Origin of the sequence: Rarobacter incanus (assembly GCF_006715765.1) — a bacterium.
GTDB lineage: Bacteria > Actinomycetota > Actinomycetes > Actinomycetales > Cellulomonadaceae > Rarobacter > Rarobacter incanus.
Genome location: NZ_VFNV01000001.1, coordinates 765,573 through 782,152, shown reverse-complemented (window position 1 = coordinate 782,152; position 16,580 = coordinate 765,573). Strand labels below are relative to the sequence as shown.

Below are 16,580 nucleotides of genomic sequence, written 5' to 3'. Positions count from 1 at the left end.
GCACGTCGCGCTTCGGCGGCTGATGGAGGCGTGCCTTTTACTCGCAAACAGATGCGCGAACGCGCCGCACGTTTGGCCGACAGCTCAGGGACCGACGAGGCCTCCGCCTCCGGTTCGCCAGGCAGCCCGGCGGCAGCGGTAGCCACGCGCCGCGGATCGCATTCCGCTGGCGCCTCGGCGCACGGCGCTACGCCTGCTGCCGCCGGTGCGCGGCGCGCGCGCCGCGCGACGCAGCCCGCCGGAAGGCAAACCGGCAAGGGGGCACCGGCCCCGCGGGCAAATGCAGCCGCGGTGGAGCAGCCCGTCGCGCGGTCCCGTCACGGTGCGCCCGCGGCGCCTGCGGCAACGGGAGCGCCAGCGGCACCTGCGGCAACGGGAGTGCCCGCGGCACCTGCGGCAACGGGAGTGCCCGCGGCACCTGCGGCAACGGGAGTGCCCGCGGCACCTGCGGCAACGGGAGTGCCTGCGGCAACGGGAGTGCCTGCGGCAACGGGAGTGCCTGCGGCAACGGGAGTGCCCGCGGCAACGGGAGTGCCCGCGGCGCCGACACGGCGGGCGCGCCGCGCCGCACAGGGTAACGCCGCAACGGATTCTGCTGCAGCTGGGGGTTCTGGTCGCGGTGGCGATGTTGCAGCATTCGGTGAGGCCGCGGGCGCGGCGGGTGCAGGCGCCGGTTCCGTGGAGCCGGTCCCCGGCGCTGACGCGCATAGCGCACCCGAACCCGACGCAGGCGCCCCGACGCCGCCGCCCTCCGCGCGTGCCGAGACGCGGCGCGGGCGAAGGGCGCGCGCATCGCTGCGAACGCAACCGTTCAGTGAACAGCCTGCGGGGGGAGTGGGTCCTGCGGGCGAGCGGACCAGCCGCGCTGTGCCGTCGCGGGAACACTCGAATGCCGCCCCGACGGATTTACGTAGCGAAGCCGGATCGGGTTCGGTTCCCGACGGGGCCGGCCCGCAAGGCTCGCCCCGGGTGGACGCATCCAGCACCGCCGGTGCAGCACCGCAGCGACCGGGTCCGACGACGCGGCGCGCGCGCCGCGAACTCGCGCTGACGGGTCAGTTGCCGATCGTCCCACAGGCCGCTCCCGAGATCACGGTCGAACCGCCCGCGACGACCGGCGCCATCCGGGCGGTCGACGAAACAGGGAACCTGACGCCGGTTCTCCCCGTGAGCCAGCCGCCTTCGCAGGCATTGCCGATCGCGGGTCGTACCGGAACTTCTCACGCCATCGCGGAGCAATGGGCGCAGCTTGCGGCCGATTCCGGATTGCCAACGCGCGGCGCCGAACCCAAAGCGGCAGCGGGGGCGCCATTCGGTGAGCCCGCGGGTGGGCGGATGCCGTCCGGCGTGCAGGCGCCGGCTCCCAAGCAGGTGGGTGCAGATGAGGTTTCTGCAGCGGGGGCGCCATTCGGTGAGCCCGCGGGTGGGCGGATGCCGTCCGGCGTGCAGGCGCCGGCTCCCAAGCAGGTGGGTGCAGATGAGGTTTCCGCAGCGGGGGCGCAACGGGCTCAGCCGCCTGCTGCGCAATCTCCCGCAAAGAGCGCGAAACAATGGTCGCCGGATGGTCGCTCCGCACAGGGGTCCGTCCCGCAGCAGCACCGTGCGCAGCAACCTGCCGCCCGGCCCCTCGGGTTGCCGGTGGCGAGCGGCCAAGAATCCGATTCGGCAGGGCCCCCGACCCCGCGGCAGCAGCCCGGACTTCCCGCGGAGCCGGCCGTTCGGCAGCAGCCCGGACTTCCCACGGAGTCGGCCGCGCAAGCGGCGGGGCACGCGACCGAGGCGACGGTGCCAGCGCCGAAACAAGCACGCCCGAGCGCCGCTCCGGCCATCCCCGCAGAACCAATCCTTGAAGAAATCCCGCAGCGTTCAATGCTCGACACCCTCGCGACCGGGTCGATTCCGGTCATTCGAGTGTCGCCACCAACCGGATCCGTTCCCGTGGTCGCCCCCGCGCGCGTTGAGGCGACGGAAAGGCCCGACGGCGATCACGACGACCTAGATGATGAGGATCACAAGCACCTCAACTGGCTGCATTGGGCGATCATCGTCGCCTGCGCGTTGATACTCGCGCTCGTTATCTGGAAGGGCGACTTCGATTCGATTGCGATGGCCTCGTCCGCGAATGTCGTGAGTGCGGCTCGGTTATCTTTGCTTGCACCCGGCACTGATCTTGCGCTGACAGCGTAGGTGCGCGCGGGAACGCGGCTAATCAGCGTAAAGTTGGGGGAGAATCCGCGTGCCCGCCACAGCTGGAGCGCGCCCCGAAACCATTGAGGTACACCTGTGACTGCGACCGATCGCGCCATTGAACTGACCATTGCCGCCGCGCGTGCGGCATCCGAGAAGAAGGCACAGCAGGTCATCGCCCTGGACGTGTCTGAAGTCTTGGTGCTGACTGACGTGTTCGTGATCGCATCGGGGCGCAACCAGCGCCAGGTGAAGGCGATCGTCGATGCCGTAGAAGAGGCGTTGCACAAGCTCGGGGCGAAACCCATCCGCCGCGAGGGACTGGCGGAGGCACACTGGGTGCTGCTGGACTTCGGCGACATTGTGGTGCACGTCCAGCAGGAGGCGGACCGCGAGTTTTATGCTCTCGAACGCCTGTGGAAAGACTGCCCCGAGGTGGAATTACCCGAGGACGCGCGCGGCGGTGACGGGGATACTTCTGAGTACGACGACTACGACCAATTCGGCTTCTACGCCGGCACGTACCAGGCAGGCGGCGAGGAACCCGGAGCTGCCGAGTGAGCAGCCTGGCCGCGCAAGCGTGGCAGGAGCAGGGCGCCGCGAAGATCATCCTTGTGCGGCACGGCCGCACCCACTACAACGCGGAGGGTCGCCTGCAAGGGCAGGTGGACATCGAACTCGATGAGGCCGGTCTTGAGCAAGCGGCCGTGGGCATGGCGGCCCTGGCGCAGCAGTACCGCGCCGATAGGTTTGTGACCTCGGACCTGACGCGTGCGCGCCAGACCGCCGCCGCGTACACCGCGGCGACAGGCATTGAGCCGATCGTGGACGAACGGTTGCGTGAACGCGGGTTCGGCAGTTGGGAAGGCAAGTCCGGCACCGAACTCGCCGAGGAATTCCCCGAAGAGTTTGCCCGCTGGCGGGCCGGAATGGATTCGCCGATCATCGGCGCCGAACCGCGCGACGATGCCGCCGCGCGCATCGCCGAGGCCCTGCGGGATCACGCTGCGCAAACCGTCGATGGTGGCGTGCTCGTCGTTGTTTCGCACGGCGCCGCCATTTCCGCCGGGATCACCAACATGCTCGGCCTGCAGGCGTCAGCTTGGCGCGGGCTCACCGGCATGAACAACGTGCACTGGGCCCGTTTGGAAAGGTCGCGCCCGGAAGCGATGCCCGACTGGCGCCTCACCGCCTTCAACGTTCACTGAGGGCTGGGGCATCGCGTCCTTCATTGTTCGCTGAGTGCTGGGGCTTTGCGTTCTTCATTGTTTGCTGAGGGCTGGGCCCCACCGTTGATCGAGTCCGCCAAAGGCGTGTGCCGAGACCACCCACCGCAGGCTTGGTATCGATACGCCCGCTACGCACGCCACTTGGCCGCAGTGGTTTTGACTGAAAGGGGCGCGGTCGGCGCGCGTGGGGGTGCCTGGGGACGCCGAGTGCGGTGGTTTGGTTCGAGTGCGGGGTTTTCTGCGGGGTGTGTGACTGAAAGGGGCGCGGTCGGCGCGCGTGGGGGTGTCCGGGGACGCCGAGTGCGGTGGTTTGGTTCGAGTGCGGGGTTTTCTGCGGGGTGTGTGACTGAAAGGGGCGCGGTCGGCGCGCGTGGGGGTGTCCGGGGACGCCGAGTGCGGTGGTTTGGTTCGAGTGCGGGGTTTTCTGCGGGGTGTGTGACTGAAAGGGGCGCGCTGGGCGCGCGTGGGGGTGTCCGGGGACGCCGAGTGCGGTGGTTTGGTTCGAGTGCGGGGTTTTCTGCGGGGTGTGTGACTGAAAGGGGCGCGGTCGGCGCTTGCGGGGGTGCCCGGGGACGCCGAGTGCGGGGTTTTGGTCCGAGTGCGCCGGTTTGAGCAGGGGTTTTGACTGAAAGGGGCGCGGTCGGCGCTTGCGGGGGTGCCCGGGGACGCCGAGTGCGGTGGTTTGGTTCGAGTGCGGGGTTTTCTGCGGGGTGTGTGACTGAAAGGGGCGCGCTCGGCGGAAACGCACGCCAACGAACGGGCGGAAACGCACGCCAACGAACGGGCGGAAACGCACGCCACTCGACCGGCGAGCGGCAGATGACGTAGCCTGGGACGTATGGATAACTGACGCGCGCCGAAACCCCTACCCCTTCACAAGGCCGGAGCCGCGTCATGCCCCACATCCCTCAACTTTTGGTCCCCGCATCAGATCCACCATCGCCGGCGATCCAGATCGCAAGCCTTTCCCATAGTTTTGCCACCCTCGCCGGCATTCGCCGCGCCCTCGCCGACGTCACATTCACCGTCGGCCCCGGTGCGACGGTCGCGTTGATCGGCGAAAATGGATCCGGGAAGTCGACGCTGCTCAGGGCGGCAGTCGGTGCCCTCAGTCCCGACGCGGGTACCGTGTTGCGACCGCAGGTCGGATACCTGCCGCAGGAAGTCGACGAACTTGCCTGGGATACCTTCGGTGACGCGCTCGACGCGGCGCTTGCGCCCGCGCGTGAGGCCGTGCGCGAGGTGGAGCGGGCCTCGTCCATGATCGCCACCCGGCCCGGCGACGCGATCGCGGAACGTAGACTGGCAACAGCGATCGACCGCGCCGACGCGCTGCGGGCGTGGACTAGCGACGCCGATTTGGGGGCAATGCTGGCTGGGCTGGGGCTTGCGGAAATTGCGCCCGCGCGGACTCTGCGGAGCCTTTCAGGCGGTCAACGCCGCCGCCTCGCACTGGTGTTGACGCTGGCCTGGCGTCCGTGCGGACTGATTATGGACGAGCCCACCAACCACCTCGACCAACCCGCGTGCGAATATCTGGCGTCCGTGATAAGCGACTGGCCGGGCCCCGTGCTGTTTGCCAGCCACGATCGTGCTTTCATCGGACAAGCCGCTACCGCGATCGTGGATCTGGACCAGGTCGCCGTGGGGCGGGGCGCACACCGGCTGCCCGACGAGCTGCGCCCGGGCCGGCCCGCCGGGGACGGCGGCATCTGGTACGGCGGAACGATAGAGCAGTACCTGCAGGACAAGCGGGCGAAACGAGCCGCTTGGCAGGTGCGCTACGAAGAGGAACAGGCCGAGCTGGGGCGGCTGCGTAGGGCGTCGGGGACTGCGGCGCGGCGGGTCTCGCACCGGCGTGCCGCTACCGACAACGACAAATTCGTTACCAAGTATCGGGCGGCTCGCACCGAAGCCGAGGTGTCTAAGCGGGTGAGGTCCGTTGAATCGAAACTGGTCGCGCTGGAGGCGGCCCAAGTGCCGCGACCGCCTTCGCAACTCAGATTGCAGTTGGAACCCGCGGGTGACGGGTTCGGCGGTGACCGAGTGCGCCGTGGGCGCGTGTCGGAGTCAGGGGCTGGGGGTGGTGGCCTCGATGCCTCCGCTGCGCGGGCCGCTCGACCGGCGGAAGCGCGGGCCGCGCGACAGCCCGCGGGTGCACAATCGCGCACACTGCTGTGGGCCGACGACCTGCTGATCCCCGGAATCGCCGCGCCCAGATTGGATCTGCGGGCCTCCACCGGGGACCGCGTAGCGGTCATGGCGGGCACGCGTTTGCTCATCACGGGCGCGAATGGGACCGGAAAGTCGACGCTGCTGCATGCGCTTGCGGGCGATGAGCTGCCGCCTGGCAGCACCGGGGTGGTGGGGCGCGCGGAGCGCGTGCGCGTCGGGCTACTGGAACAAGAAACACCCCTTGGAGCAGAGTCGCGAAGCGCGCGCGTCCTGGTGGAGCTGGCGGCGGGGGAGGGGGCCTCGTCGGCGCAAAACCTGGGCGCACTGATTGCGCCACGCGATGCGGATAGGCCCGTGCGGGAACTGTCGATCGGGCAGCAGCGACGCGTGCTTTTGGCCATGGTGATCAGCCAAAACCCAGACGTATTGCTGCTTGACGAACCGACGAACCATCTGTCGATTCCGCTGATCGATGACCTGGTGATCGCGTTCCAGGACTGGCCGGGCGCGCTGGTCGTAGCGTCGCACGACCCGTGGTTGCAAAGCGCGTGGACGGGGCAGCGAATCAACCTCGACTGGCCCCCGCAAAACGGCTGAAGTCGGCGTAAAGTGGAATCAGGCGGAAAATCGGGATAGATCCCCGATGGCCCGTTTGGTCCGACCTCGACGGTGTGGTGGTGCCGCGTTTGCCGGGGCGGGCCGCGATGCGGGCACACGCGCCGCCGTGATGAGGAGGTCACGATGAAGGCCATTCGGTATTACGGTAAGCAGGACGTGCGTTACGAGGACGTCCCGGACCCCGTTCTGCAACCCGGAACCGTCAAAATCAAGCCAGCGTGGTGCGGTATCTGCGGGTCCGACCTGCACCTTTACTTCGAGGGGCCAATCCCCCCGGCGCCCACGGATTCCCAACCGCACCCACTATCGGGTGAGACGCTTCCGGTCGTGTTTGGGCACGAGTTTTCCGGCGTCGTCACCGAAGTGGCCGACGATGTGAGCGGCCTGTCCGTTGGCGATCACGTCGTCGTTGAGCCGTTCATGGTGTGTGGGCAGTGCCCGGCATGTAAGGCGGGGATGTACAACTGTTGCGAGAAGATGGGATTCATTGGGATATCGGGGCGCGGCGGCGGCCTATCGGAGGCGATCGTTGTCGAGCAAAGGTGGGTGCACCACATCGGTGACATCCCCCTTGATCAGGCGGCCTTGATCGAACCGCTGTCGGTTGCTGGCCACGGCGTGCGGCTGTCGGGGGCTAAGGCTGGCGACGTGGCGGTCGTGGGAGGGGCGGGGCCGATCGGGTTGCTGGCGGCCGCGGTCTTGAAGGCAATCGGGGTTACCACGATCGTTTCCGAGGTCTCGCAGGCCCGCAAGGACAAGGCCTTGTCCAGCGGCGTTGCCGACTACGTTGTTGACCCCGCCAAGGAAGACCTGCACGCGCGGGTCATGGAGTTGACCGGCGGCGCCGGGGCCGATGTGGCGCTGGAATGTGCCGGGGTGCCGGTCGTCTTCGATGCCCTGTTGGACGCGTTGCGTCCGGGCGGGAGGCTGCAAGTGATCGCGCTGTTTAGCCACAATCCAACGCTCGACATGGGTTCGCTGCTGTACCTGGAGCGCAACATCGGCGGAACCATGGGGTACTGCAATGACCACGAGCGGATGATCAAGCTGGTCCAAGATGGCAAGATCGACCTTTCGCAGTTCATTACCAAGCGGATCAAGGCGCAGGATATTGTGCGCGACGGGTATGAGTTCCTAGCAGCCAACAAGGACACGCAGGTCAAGATCATCGCCGAAATGTGAGGCGCCGCGGTTTCGCTGTGATTTTACGGACGAGGCCCGCGCACCCTCCCCTCAGTAGTACGACATCGGTGCGGTGGCGCGGGGGAACCGGGAAGCGTTTCCTTGATGCGTGTCACCCGCGCGCCCGCCGCGCTCTAATCCGCGCGCCCGTCGCGCGTTAATCCGCGCGCCCGCCGCGCTCCGTCGGTGGGGTTCGCGGTGCGCGGGCCGCGATTGGCATTTGATCGCTGTTATCGGCTAGAGTGTTACGCGGCCCGCGGTGCGGGTTGGATCTTGCCCGCGCGGCGAGGTTGGGGCTATGGCGCAGCTGGTAGCGCACCTGCATGGCATGCAGGGGGTCAGGGGTTCGAGTCCCCTTAGCTCCACGGAGTAACGGTTGAGACGTAACTCGTAAGCGAAGGGCCCCGGTTTCCGGGGCCCTTCGCTGTATCCGCGGTGGCGCCTGTGTTGGGGTTATAGGCCAAAACGTGTGGATGGGTTGGGCGTGTCGCGGGTGGTTTGATGGGGATTTTCTTCGCTTTTCGGGCGGGGGCTAGTGACTTCGTGCGGCCCATCCTTTTCTGGCCGAGAGGCCTTCTTCAGCGGTGGGGTTAGTGTCGTATTCCGCTGGTTTGGGGTGATCGTTTTCGTTGTGCCTTGTGGAGTTGCGTCCTGGCCTTGATGGCTGGGTGTGTTCGGGCCTGATCAGGGTTCGTGGTGGTACGGGATTGGTGGAGTGTTGGTAGCACCACCATTCACACGCGCGACGTCAGTGGTCGGCTGGCATTCCCCGGTGTTGGCGCAGCAGGGCTTTGAGGCCGGCGTTGGTGCCGCCTTCGATGATGTCGGTCGTGGAGTTGATCGCGAGCCCGTCGAGTTCTTCTTGGAGGTAAATGAAGAGCGCTCCTTGACCCGCGAGGCGGGCCAGCACTCACGGAGCGCTGAGGTCAGCCCTGAACCCCCGTCAGTGCCGACCACACACGGGGGAGGGACCTGCTCGAGCAAGGCCTTCCAGGCGGCCTTCTTTTCGGTGTCGCACCACTGCCAGGCCAGCACCGTGCCATCACGACCGTTGACGGCCACCAGCAAGCACCACCCGCCATGCAGGTAGGTCCCATCGACTTAGATCTCATCGAGGACCCCTGCGGTGGCAGAGATCACTGGTTCCACGTTCCAACACCACCGATGGGTGCGCCGAAAAGTCCTGGCCGAGGACCCCACCTCGCTTTGAGAACCCTTACTTGTCAACCGGCTTACGAACGCCTCGAGTTGCCCTACCCGGGTCACATCAGGGCGTCGGCGGACGCTGGAGGCTTTGCACCGTGGACAGATCCACCGCTGCATGCCCGCGGCCGTGCGACCGTTCTTGATCAGGCCCGCACCACATACACCACAACGCGTCGAATTCGAAGCACCAGTCACACCTAAGGGTCCAAGGGCATAACAACACCCCCGCAGCCCTTACATCCCAACGCTCCCAGCAGATCCCATCCACACGATCTGGCCTATAACCCCAGAGTCGGTCTTCATTTGTGGTCGCGTCTGTGCTAGTTTTATGGGTAACAAGACCGGTTCCGCTGCCCGCTTCGGTGGGAGTCCAGGGCCGGTCCTCGTTTTTCTTCCCAGGCGGTTACGATGGCAGAATCCAAGCAGTTCAAGACATACGCGCAGCAGCTTGCGCTTCTTGAACAGCGCGGCATGACCATCGAAGACCCAGCCTCAGCAGAAGCGCTGCTGCGCCAGCTCAACTACTATCGTCTCTCTGGCTACTGGCACCCCATGCGGAGATTTGATCCCGCCACGGGGCAGAGTCTGGATGAGTTTCGTCCGGGTGCGTCATTCAATCTTGTTCACGAGCTGTATTTGTTCGACGAGCAACTCCGACATGTCGCTTTAGGTTCGCTTGCGCGGATCGAGCTGGCAGTTCGGGCACTACTCGGGCACGAACTCGGTGCAATAGATCCATTCATCCACTTGAAACCGGAACTGCTGGGAGCGCCCGCCCATCAGGTCGTTTCGAAGCAGGGCGACACTCGCTACGAAGTGTGGTTGAAGAAATACGAGACGGCGCTGCTTACTTCACGCGAAGATTTCGTTGCCCATCACGAGAACATGTACGGTGGCAAGCTGCCGATCTGGGCGGCTGTCGAAGTGATGGACTGGGGCACCCTTTCTCATCTCTATGGCATGGCACCAGGGCGCGCACGAAACCCAGTAGCTGACGCGTGTGGGTTAAGAGCGCCACAACTTGAGTCTTGGTTGAAGTCATTGAATATCGTGCGGAACTACTCCGCGCACCATGCCCGGCTGTTCAACCGTGTTTTCGATATCAAACCAAGGCTCAGTGACGATTCACGGCTGGCTGTTGCTAAAGGCAGCGAGAACCGTGTTTTCACCCAACTCACGCTGATCCAGTATCTGCACCATGAGCTGAATCTGTCAGCAGCCACCGACTTACCGGCCTTGTTGGTGACATACCCAGAGAACGAGATCGTACCGTTCAAGCGAATCGGTGCACTCGAGGGCTGGCAGAACTCTGACCTCTGGTCCCTGCGCTAACGTACGCAAGCCGTAGGGCTGAAGCGCCCTGGGTTTGTTGGAGACTCCAGAGTTATGGAACGAGAATGGACTCATGCCCCAACACAAGAACAAGGGACGCCGCTACTCCGCTGGAGAGAAAGCTGCAGCGGTCAGGATGGTGCGTACGCTCCGGGCCGAGCTTGGCACCAGCCAAGGAACGACGTCACGCGTGTGGCCGAGCAGCTCGGCTACGGCGTTGAGTCTGTGCGCTCCTGGGTGCGCCAGGCCGACATCGATGACGGTGTAAAAGCCGGAGTTACGACCAACGAGCAAGCTCGCATGCGAGAACTCGAGCAAGAGGTGCGTGAACTCAAACGCGCGAATGAAATCCTCAAGCGTGCGGCGTCTTTCTTCGGGGTGGAGCTCGACCGCCAACACAAGATGTAGTCACATTCATCAACCAGAACAAAGACGATATCGTGGCCGGCCGAAGGCTCGGGGTCGAGCGCATCTGCAAGGTTCTGCAGGTGGCCCCGTCCACGTACTATGCCGCGAACAGCAGACCAGCCTCTGCTCGTCAAATCAGAGATGCAGAGGTCGCGCCCATGCTGCTCAAGATCTGGGAATCGAACTACTCGGTTTATGGAGTGCGCAAGCTCTGGAAAGCAGCGCAGCGGTCAGGCATCAATATCGGTCGTGATCAGGTTGCCAGGCTGATGAAAGTGCTCAAGATCGAGGGAGCACGCCGTGAGAAGCGGGTGAAGACTACGAAGCCTGACCCTAGGATGCCGAGGCATCCTGATCTCGTGAACCGGGTCTTCAAGGCCGATGCGCTGAACCAATTGTGGGTGACCGACCTGACGTTCGTGCCGACGTGGCAGGGCGTCGCCTACATGTGCTTCATCATCGACGCGTATAGTCGCGCGATCGTAGGGTGGCGGTGCGCGTCGAATATGAAGACCGAGACGGTGCTGGATGCGATCGAGATGGCGCGCTGGTCACGCGGGAAGCATCTCCCGGAGCTGCGCTGCCATAGCGATGCGGGGAGCCAATTCACGTCTATTCGTTACGGGGAACGCATCGCAGAGATCGGGGCGACGCCCTCGATCGGGACTGTCGGCGACAGCTACGACAACGCTCTCGCTGAGACGGTGACCGGGTATTACAAGGCTGAGGTGGTGCGCGGGCCAGCGAAGTCTGGGCCGTGGAAAACGATTGATGATCTCGAACTCGCGACGCTGGGCTGGGTGTACTGGCACAACACTCAGCGCCTCCATGGATACCTCGGCGACGTGACGCCTGCAGAGTTCGAGGCCACGTTCTATGCTGGTGTTGCCAGCGCCAAAGAACTGGTTGAAATCAAATGAACTGAGCCTCCATTAAACCCAGGGCGCTTCACCTCGACCTGTACGCGGAATTCCGCAAGGACAAGGACGCCGACAAGGAACAGATCGACGACGACGTCGTCTTCGAGATCGAGTTGATCAAGCAGGTCGAGATCAACGTCGACTACATCCTCATGCTCGTGGCCAAGTACCGCGCCCAGCGCGGGGACGGAGACGATAAAGAGATCCGCGCCGAGATCACCCGCGCCGTGGACGCCAGCCCGACCCTGCGCAACAAGAAGGACCTCATCGAGGATTTCGTCGACTCACTCTCGGTGGACGGTGAGATCGATCAGGAATGGAACGCGTTCATCACCGCCAAGTGTGAGGCCGAACTAGACACGATCATCACCGATGAGAGCCTGCGCCCCGAAGCGACCCGCGTATTCGTCGAGACCGCGTTCCGAGACGGACAACTGCGCACCAGCGGCACCACGATCACGAAGATACTGCCGCCGGTGTCGCGGTTCGCCGCAGGCGGCGGCCACGGCGAGAAGAAACAACGCATGATCCACAGGCTCGGCGCGTTCTTCGAACGGTTCTTCGGGCTGGGTGCCGGGGGCGGAGACTGACGCAGCAGCGAATCGAGTGGATGAAGAACTGTGGATTCTTCGAGAATTACCAGTGGGACACGAAGCTGCCCGACCTCGCACGTATCAACGTCATCTATGGACCGAACGGTACAGGCAAGACCTCGCTGGCCGGGGCCTTTGACGGACTACGAAATGCGGTAGACGCCGTAGGATTTCGACGTTTCTCTTTGTCAATTGACGACGACGTAGTGCAAACGATGGGAGGCAACGACGACGATTTGGTTGATCGAATCCACGTCTTTAGCGAGCATTATGTTGCACGTAGCCGCAACTTCACCGCGGGTAGCGCTGATGTGCCCGACTTGCTGACAATCGGAGAAAGCCCGCCGACGCAGAGCGCCAGCTAGAAACGCTCCGCAAGGAACTGGCGAGCAAACTTAGGGAACGCGAAGACCAAACGAAGTCAGAGCGCGACAATTGCTGCGCAAGCTCACTCCCCAGTGCTTTGTCCCGCGCCCTTGGACAGAACAAAGTGCCTTGAGTATATTCAAGGGTAAATGTTGTCTGCACTGTGAGGATTGTTATGTCTGAAGTCGTCCCGACCGCCGAGCCGTCCGCTCGCCTGCGTCGCCGGTGGACATTCATGACCGCGAGCCTTGCGGTGACAGTCCTGGCAGTCGGGGCGCTCCTTGCCGCTCCGCCGCAGGCCGCCGACAGCGCAATTGCCGGTGTGACGAAGCTACTGGACGTGCCGCAAGCCTCCATAACCAAGGCGCTGCCGTCGTGTGACTTCGCTGACTACTGCGCAAGCTACAATGTGACGCTCTCTGCTGGCTCCGTAGTGCAGTTCCAGACGATCAACCCGACCAACAGTCTCACGCTGAAGCTCTATGACTCATTCAAAACCGAAACGGATGTTGTTTCGAGCAGTGCCAATTCCTCCGACTGGGCCAACTTCTCCGTCGAGAACGACGACACCGTCGGGCTTGGCGTCACCCCGGTCCTACGCTCTGGCAGGTACACTCTCGTCGTGGGCAGCAATTACCAACTAGTCTACGGCCTGTACGCCTTCACGATCCCGAACACTTTGAAGATTGTCTCACTTGGCTCGACGACGAAAGGCGAATTCACCGACAAGAGCACTCGGCGGATCTCGGGTAAGTACACCAACTACTCCGATGGTGTCGCGTTCAACGCTCGCAAGGGCGACACGGTTACGATCACTTTCAAAAAAGTTACTGACACCGAAGCCACCGTCACCCTATATGACTCATTCCGAAATCAGCTGACGTACAAATCCGATTGGAACGGCACAGCTCAGATAGCGGATTACAAGATTCCGTTCGATGGCCTGTTCCAAGTTATGGTAGCCGGGAAGACGACGGGCAAGTTTTCGATCAAGATTGCCAAGAAGCAGCCGTACGTCGCAGTCAAGAAGGTCAAACTGTCGAAGAAAAAGGTCACGCTGCGACTAAAAAAGAATAAGCGGACCATCAAAATCAAGGCGAAGGTGACGCCCTCCAATGCGAGTGACAAGAAGGTGACGTGGACGTCGTCGAATACGCGCGTCGCAAAGGTATCCAAGGGCGGCAAGATCACCGCGAAGCGCGTCGGTAAAGCGACCATCACGGCTACCACGCGTGACGGAGCAAAGCGTGCCGTCGTCAAGGTAAAGGTCAAGAAACGCTGATCACGACGGTGATGCCGGCAGGGATCACCTATGCCACGCCCCCGCTATGGCAGCAGTTCGGTCCGCAACACCTGATCGTTCTAGGCATCGCATTGCTCGCCTGCGTAAACCTGCTGCTATTCCGAACGTCGGCCCGTCGGGTGTGGCTGGATGTGTGGATTGTTGCCTCCATGGTTGTGGTGCACGCCGCCTGGGTAGCCTGGGCCCTGCGCACAGGATTTGCGCATGGTGGGGATCTTTTGCCGCTCTATACCTGTGACGCGTCGATCTTTGCGGGGCTCGCGTGGGTGTTGTGGAAGCGCCGGTGGATCGGACAGATCGTGTTCTACTGGGCGTTCCTGGGGGGCGTGGTGACATTATTGCTACCCGACACGTTCGGGTACGCGCTGCCGCACCCTGCGCCGCTATACACACTGACGTTTCACATCCAACTCGTGCTGCTGGGGCTGGAGGTCTGGGCCGGAGAAGGCGTGCGCCCTTCGTGGGGGTCTCTGATACCGGTCATCGTGGCGACCGCGGTGCTGGTGCCACCGTCGCTGTACGCAAACGCACGCTGGGGAGCCGACTACATGTTCGTTTCTCGTAACCCGGGGGGGATCTTCACATTTCTGACGCACTACACCGGGGCTGCGCGGATCATTGCCACGTTGGCTTCGGCGCTGACCGTTCTGGTGGTTGGGCTGCTGGCCTGGTTTGCGGGCGATTGGGCGCTGCGGCGGTGGGATACACGTCGGTCTGGATGATCGATCACTCAGGTGATCGATCAAGCGAACCATCTGGGGCTCGTTCGCCCCGCTGATGTCTTGGTTATTGTGAGGGGTTGGCAGGATTTCGGATCCCCGTCGGCCACACCGTGGAAAGACCCGTAGGTGGCGGTAGCAGGAACTCAATCCATTTCGGTCCTTCGGTGGTGCAAAAGGTAGGTCTTGGCCTCAAATGGATCAACCGCGACCGGCACTATTCATATTCGCGAATCTGTGGGCGTAAGGCCGACTGGCGTGGGCTCGGTGGCCGCCCAGGAGGGGCCCGGATTTGGCGTCGAGCTGTTGCTGAGGCTTGTAGGCGCTAAGTTGGGCTGGGCGTCCGAAGGGGCAATCAAAGAGCGAGCCAGCCGTCGAATTCGCCAGCGATACTCGGATCGCTTCAGTGAACTCGTTCGCTTTTGTCAGCGTGCGGGACTCACAGGGCGGCCGCGCGGGCTCGGGCCCGTCGAAGGGCTGCGCCCGGTCGGATCGAGATCAGCACGATGCGGTCCGTCGGGGACCGGGCGGCCCGCCACTGCGGTCACTTACCATCCTTTGGGTCGCGGCGCTTGGTTAGGTGCCCGTTGCCCATCCTTTCGATCTCTCCCGCGGCCCGCATCATCGCGTTGAGGCTGACGCCTGGCGGGACCCGTCCTTCCTTGTCGAGGTGTCCTTGGAGGTAATCGCCCATTTGCACATTCGAGTCGATCTTGAATAGCAGCATGTGGGCAACGGATTCCGCTTCGGTTTCCACTACCTCGTGCGGCATAACGCTCCGGTCTGGCCACAGTTTTGCGTTATGCGTTCCGGTATGCCCGCAGAATATGTGCGCCAGCTCGTGCACCAGGGTCGAATACTGGTCCTTGAGCGGCAGGTTCTTATTGATCGTGACCTCGTAGTACACCTGGAAGCGCTCTGTGCGCCTGAGCTTGGGAGATTGGGTCTGCACCTGACGGGTCACCACCTCGGGGCAATTCATACCGATGTACCTGGCGCTGCCGCAGTAGCAGGTCGCCTGATCGGCGAGGGTCACGCGGATCCCATCGCGTGCAGCGTTATGGATTGTATTCATCCAGCGTTCAAATAATTCTCCTTCGGACATGCAGTAGGTGACTTTGGTGGGATTCACCACCTCCGGGGGGAGCGCCGGCGTGGTCTCATCGATCGGTTCGGTGCCGCGCACGTCGAAGACGATGAGCACGGGGCCGCGGGGCTGCAACAAAACGATTGCTCGCGCGTCGCTGCGAACACGCCGATTGAACCGGCGTTTCCACACCGCGTCGGTTGCCACGAAGTGCGCGCCGCGGTCCTGGATTTGAATCAGCATGCGGTTAAAGGGCGAATACCCCCGGAACTGGGCCGCAAATCGGATCAAATCGCGGAAGTCGGCTGGGTCACTAAAGGTGCTCGTCCCCGAAACCAGCGCGTCGATGGAAGCCTGCGCGCTTTCCGCGGTGAAATCGGCAGGTTCGCCCGCTGTGATCTGGCTCGGATCTTCCAGAGGTGTCGCATCGAAGTCGAGCCTGCCCTGATGCTCATAGCCCATGGTCAGTTCCTTTCGGGTGCCCGCGGCCGGAGGAACAACTGTCCTCCAAATAGCCGCCCAACGCACTCATGCTCCCGCGACCCTCTGACATTCAGGTGCGGGGGCGCGCAGCAAACATCGCATATGGACGAGTGCCCCGTCGCAGCATGGGCGCCTACATTCCGAGCGCGGGTGGGTCGTTTCACGGGATCGAAGGTGAAAGCTCGGGTAGCTGATGCGCGCGGCCACTTTGGAGGCAGAGCGGAAACCCTGCGGATCCGGCAGGCAACCTTGTCCTAGGCGGGGTGCGCGCGGAGCGCATCGGAGGGCCCTCAGCATTCGTGATGCTCGACGAGTGAAGGCGATCGATGATCGTTATCCGTTCGTTTGAGAAATCAATAGTCAAGCACAGCGAATGTCACTCGGGAGAACTCGTCCTTGACGACTGGCTCAAGACATCAGAGACCAAAATCGCGAGGCGCAGATTAGAGAAACACTGTGACTACACCGACATCTTCGAGTGCCGCGACCGATCGTCCCGCGCGGCTCAACATGCGTATTACTCCAGAGGCGCTTGACACCCTCCGCGAAGCGGCTTGCGCACAGTCCCAAGACGTGACCTCATTCGTGCTGGGGGCGGCGCTGGACCTCGCGCGGTCCGTTCTCATGGAGGATCTGCTCTTGCGCCTGTCGCTTGAAGAAAGGCGATCAACTCGATGCCGCGCTGGCGGCTCCCGGGCTGACCCAGCGGGCGCAAGCGCAGCACTGCGGGGCGCACAATTCGCCTTGGTGCGGGCTTCGCGGGGGGCTTGAG

12 protein-coding genes, 1 tRNA gene and 2 pseudogenes are annotated in these 16,580 nt (G+C 63.6%); 13 read left to right on the top strand and 2 right to left on the bottom strand.

Going from position 1 to position 16,580, the window contains the following annotated elements:
* Positions 1-30 precede the first annotated feature (30 nt).
* From FB389_RS10400 to FB389_RS03280, 6 genes are all read left to right on the top strand, one after another.
* Positions 31-2,187 (top strand): hypothetical protein, encoded by a 2,157-nt coding sequence (locus tag FB389_RS10400; RefSeq protein WP_170207849.1) that lies wholly within the window; start codon positions 31-33, stop codon positions 2,185-2,187.
* Between the two features lie 96 nt (positions 2,188-2,283).
* Entirely contained in the window at positions 2,284-2,748 is a 465-nt protein-coding gene (gene rsfS, locus FB389_RS03300; protein ID WP_142111339.1) for a ribosome silencing factor, read from the top strand.
* Positions 2,745-3,395, top strand: coding sequence for a histidine phosphatase family protein (locus FB389_RS03295; protein ID WP_246043496.1), 651 nt, complete (start codon positions 2,745-2,747; stop codon positions 3,393-3,395). The genes rsfS and FB389_RS03295 overlap by 4 nt, the downstream gene beginning before the upstream one ends.
* Before the next feature lie 915 nt (positions 3,396-4,310).
* Positions 4,311-6,188, top strand: coding sequence for an ATP-binding cassette domain-containing protein (locus FB389_RS03290; protein WP_142111338.1), 1,878 nt, complete (start codon positions 4,311-4,313; stop codon positions 6,186-6,188).
* Positions 6,189-6,332: 144 nt separating this feature from the next.
* Positions 6,333-7,391, top strand: a complete 1,059-nt coding sequence (locus FB389_RS03285; protein ID WP_142111337.1) for a 2,3-butanediol dehydrogenase — start codon at positions 6,333-6,335, stop codon at positions 7,389-7,391.
* Between the two features lie 292 nt (positions 7,392-7,683).
* Positions 7,684-7,756 (top strand) — tRNA-Ala (locus tag FB389_RS03280).
* Positions 7,757-7,923: 167 nt separating this feature from the next.
* Here the strand turns inward: FB389_RS03280 and FB389_RS10970 are convergent.
* Positions 7,924-8,792 (bottom strand): annotated as a pseudogene (locus tag FB389_RS10970) (IS1/IS1595 family N-terminal zinc-binding domain-containing protein).
* 213 nt (positions 8,793-9,005) lie between these two features.
* Here FB389_RS10970 and FB389_RS03275 point away from each other — a divergent pair.
* The 6 genes and pseudogenes from FB389_RS03275 to FB389_RS03250 all read left to right on the top strand — a co-directional run bounded on the left by FB389_RS03275 (position 9,006) and on the right by FB389_RS03250 (position 14,241).
* Positions 9,006-9,929, top strand: a complete 924-nt coding sequence (locus FB389_RS03275) for an Abi family protein (RefSeq protein ID WP_142111336.1) — start codon at positions 9,006-9,008, stop codon at positions 9,927-9,929.
* 73 nt (positions 9,930-10,002) lie between these two features.
* Positions 10,003-11,257: pseudogene (locus FB389_RS03270) on the top strand (IS3 family transposase).
* Positions 11,258-11,268: 11 nt separating this feature from the next.
* A complete protein-coding gene (locus tag FB389_RS03265; RefSeq protein WP_342776042.1) occupies positions 11,269-11,847 on the top strand; it encodes a type I restriction endonuclease subunit R, EcoR124 family in 579 nt (192 codons plus the stop codon).
* Between the two features lie 20 nt (positions 11,848-11,867).
* Complete coding sequence (locus FB389_RS03260; protein ID WP_142111335.1) at positions 11,868-12,215, top strand: AAA family ATPase; 348 nt, start codon at positions 11,868-11,870, stop codon at positions 12,213-12,215.
* A 176-nt stretch (positions 12,216-12,391) separates the two neighbouring features.
* Positions 12,392-13,498, top strand: coding sequence for an Ig-like domain-containing protein (locus FB389_RS03255; protein ID WP_142111334.1), 1,107 nt, complete (start codon positions 12,392-12,394; stop codon positions 13,496-13,498).
* Between the two features lie 11 nt (positions 13,499-13,509).
* Positions 13,510-14,241: a YwaF family protein gene (locus FB389_RS03250; protein WP_142111333.1), complete on the top strand. Its 732-nt coding sequence runs from the start codon at positions 13,510-13,512 to the stop codon at positions 14,239-14,241.
* A gap of 541 nt (positions 14,242-14,782) precedes the next feature.
* Here FB389_RS03250 and FB389_RS03245 read toward each other — a convergent pair.
* Positions 14,783-15,787 carry an ImmA/IrrE family metallo-endopeptidase gene (locus FB389_RS03245; RefSeq protein ID WP_142111332.1) on the bottom strand — a complete coding sequence of 335 codons (1,005 nt, stop codon included), beginning with the start codon at positions 15,785-15,787 and terminating at the stop codon, positions 14,783-14,785.
* Positions 15,788-16,318: 531 nt separating this feature from the next.
* Here FB389_RS03245 and FB389_RS10965 point away from each other — a divergent pair.
* Positions 16,319-16,579 carry a type II toxin -antitoxin system TacA 1-like antitoxin gene (locus tag FB389_RS10965; protein ID WP_425467267.1) on the top strand — a complete coding sequence of 87 codons (261 nt, stop codon included), beginning with the start codon at positions 16,319-16,321 and terminating at the stop codon, positions 16,577-16,579.
* The last annotated feature ends 1 nt before the right edge of the window (position 16,580 follow it).

Excerpts from the sequence above, each read along its gene's own strand:
- FB389_RS03290 (WP_142111338.1), top strand. The coding sequence starts at position 4,311 with ATGCCCCACATCCCTCAACTTTTGGTCCCCGCATCAGATCCACCATCG.
- FB389_RS03285 (WP_142111337.1), top strand. The coding sequence starts at position 6,333 with ATGAAGGCCATTCGGTATTACGGTAAGCAGGACGTGCGTTACGAGGAC.
- FB389_RS03275 (WP_142111336.1), top strand. The coding sequence starts at position 9,006 with ATGGCAGAATCCAAGCAGTTCAAGACATACGCGCAGCAGCTTGCGCTT.
- FB389_RS03260 (WP_142111335.1), top strand. The coding sequence starts at position 11,868 with ATGAAGAACTGTGGATTCTTCGAGAATTACCAGTGGGACACGAAGCTG.
- FB389_RS03255 (WP_142111334.1), top strand. The coding sequence starts at position 12,392 with ATGTCTGAAGTCGTCCCGACCGCCGAGCCGTCCGCTCGCCTGCGTCGC.
- FB389_RS03250 (WP_142111333.1), top strand. The coding sequence starts at position 13,510 with ATGCCGGCAGGGATCACCTATGCCACGCCCCCGCTATGGCAGCAGTTC.
- FB389_RS03245 (WP_142111332.1), bottom strand. The coding sequence starts at position 15,787 with ATGGGCTATGAGCATCAGGGCAGGCTCGACTTCGATGCGACACCTCTG.
- FB389_RS10965 (WP_425467267.1), top strand. The coding sequence starts at position 16,319 with ATGCGTATTACTCCAGAGGCGCTTGACACCCTCCGCGAAGCGGCTTGC.